Source organism: Vibrio sp. 10N.222.46.A1 (genome assembly GCF_041473595.1).
Taxonomy (GTDB): domain Bacteria; phylum Pseudomonadota; class Gammaproteobacteria; order Enterobacterales; family Vibrionaceae; genus Vibrio; species Vibrio tasmaniensis_A.
This window is the reverse complement of the sequence record NZ_JBFRSN010000673.1, coordinates 1-1,311: the sequence shown is the minus strand read 5'-3', so window position 1 is coordinate 1,311 and position 1,311 is coordinate 1. Positions and strand designations below refer to the sequence as shown.

The following is a 1,311-nucleotide window of genomic DNA, read 5'->3' as shown; positions in this document are numbered from 1 at the left end:
AGCCGAAGTTACCACTCTGGATTTTAGCAATCTACAAGAAGTAACCGACCTCGATTATGGTCGCGAGTCGCGCAATATCGGGTGTAGCAATAAAACGTGCGGCGAGAAAGGGCACAAAAAACAAGCTTCGATTTTAATGGCACAGCCTAATCAGCTAGGCGCGATTCGAGGGTTCCGTAAATGACCTTTTTGTTGACGCTATTGGGGTTTGTCGGAGTCGTTACACTGATGGCGATAGGCGTGATTTTTTCGCGCAAGCCAATCAAAGGCAGTTGTGGAGGACTCGCACAGTTAGACATTGAGCGCGAATGCAATTGCAAGGATGTGTGTGAAGGGCAAAGCCGAAAGTTGTATCAGATCTCTGAGCCATCAAGCTAAGTATCGAGAATTCACTGTCGTTGAGCTAGCTAACGTTGGGCTAGTTCGCGAGTTAAGCGCTTTGAATCACCAACGCGTGACCGTTGACGATGCACTTGGCGACTTTGGCTCGTGCACGCTTGATGATGTTGCCGAACGTTTGGCGAGACACCTGCATTTGTTCAGCGGCTTCAAGTTGGCTCAATCCTTCTTGATCAGCTAAGCGTAAGGCTTCTAACTCTTCTAATAGCAATTCTTCTTTATGAAGCTCGTCCATAGGAACGCCATTAGGCTTAAAACAAGAGTAAGCCGCTCGGGTGCATAACTGGCGATGTTTTTTTGGTCGAGCCATATCAATCTCTAGGTATTTAAGGTTAAAAGGTAAGTATGAAGGTTTTTATTCCACACAACCATCGGCGTTGCCAAGTGTGCAGCCAAGGTTTTTTCGCAGACAGCCCCATTTGTTTTGAAGCCGTTGGCGAGCGCGAGACTTTAGTCAATCATAAAGCCTTGGCCAATCATGAAGCTTCAATTAAGAGTGAAGCTTTAGCTAAATATAAAACCAGGGCCAAGATTGTACCAACAGATAAAGCTGAGGGCTACGATGGCATTATGCAGGGTGGCATTGTCACCGCGTTACATGACAGTGCGATGTTGCATTGTTTGTTCCAAAATAACATCACTGCAATGACGGTGAGTTTGTCGTCTCGCTTTCACCATCCAATCGCCATTGGTCAGGAACTCGAAATTTGCGCTCAATGGGTGAAAAGCAGACGTAATCTTTATTTCCTCGAAAGCCAAATTACGCAGTGTGGGAAGTTATGTTCGTCGGCAAAGAGTCAGTTCATGTCAGCCCCGCCTAGATTTGATCTGAACTAGAAGCTTTGTTCTTTTTGAAGTATTTGAACGCTGTCCAGACGGCATAAGCCGAAACACCTACGATCAACGCTGAGC

General features: G+C 46.2%; 3 protein-coding genes and 1 pseudogene. 3 read left to right on the top strand and 1 reads right to left on the bottom strand.

Going from position 1 to position 1,311, the window contains the following annotated elements; all coding sequences use genetic code 11:
- Positions 1-184, top strand: a pseudogene (locus AB4496_RS18155) (hypothetical protein); the annotation flags it as partial.
- A complete protein-coding gene (gene nqrM, locus AB4496_RS18150; RefSeq protein ID WP_012604162.1) occupies positions 181-378 on the top strand; it encodes a (Na+)-NQR maturation NqrM in 198 nt (65 codons plus the stop codon). The pseudogene AB4496_RS18155 and the gene nqrM, both read left to right, overlap by 4 nt.
- Before the next feature lie 52 nt (positions 379-430).
- On the opposite strand, the gene AB4496_RS18145 is transcribed toward nqrM, so the two are convergent.
- Positions 431-709: a DUF134 domain-containing protein gene (locus AB4496_RS18145; protein WP_004734814.1), complete on the bottom strand. Its 279-nt coding sequence runs from the start codon at positions 707-709 to the stop codon at positions 431-433.
- A gap of 35 nt (positions 710-744) precedes the next feature.
- On the opposite strand from AB4496_RS18145, the gene AB4496_RS18140 reads away from it, so the two are divergent.
- The gene (locus AB4496_RS18140) at positions 745-1,236 is read left to right on the top strand and encodes a PaaI family thioesterase (protein WP_102258558.1); all 492 of its coding nucleotides are present in this window, start codon (positions 745-747) and stop codon (positions 1,234-1,236) included.
- Positions 1,237-1,311: the final 75 nt, after the last annotated feature.

Excerpts from the sequence above, each read along its gene's own strand:
- nqrM (WP_012604162.1), top strand. The coding sequence starts at position 181 with ATGACCTTTTTGTTGACGCTATTGGGGTTTGTCGGAGTCGTTACACTG.
- AB4496_RS18140 (WP_102258558.1), top strand. The coding sequence starts at position 745 with ATGAAGGTTTTTATTCCACACAACCATCGGCGTTGCCAAGTGTGCAGC.
- AB4496_RS18145 (WP_004734814.1), bottom strand. The coding sequence starts at position 709 with ATGGCTCGACCAAAAAAACATCGCCAGTTATGCACCCGAGCGGCTTAC.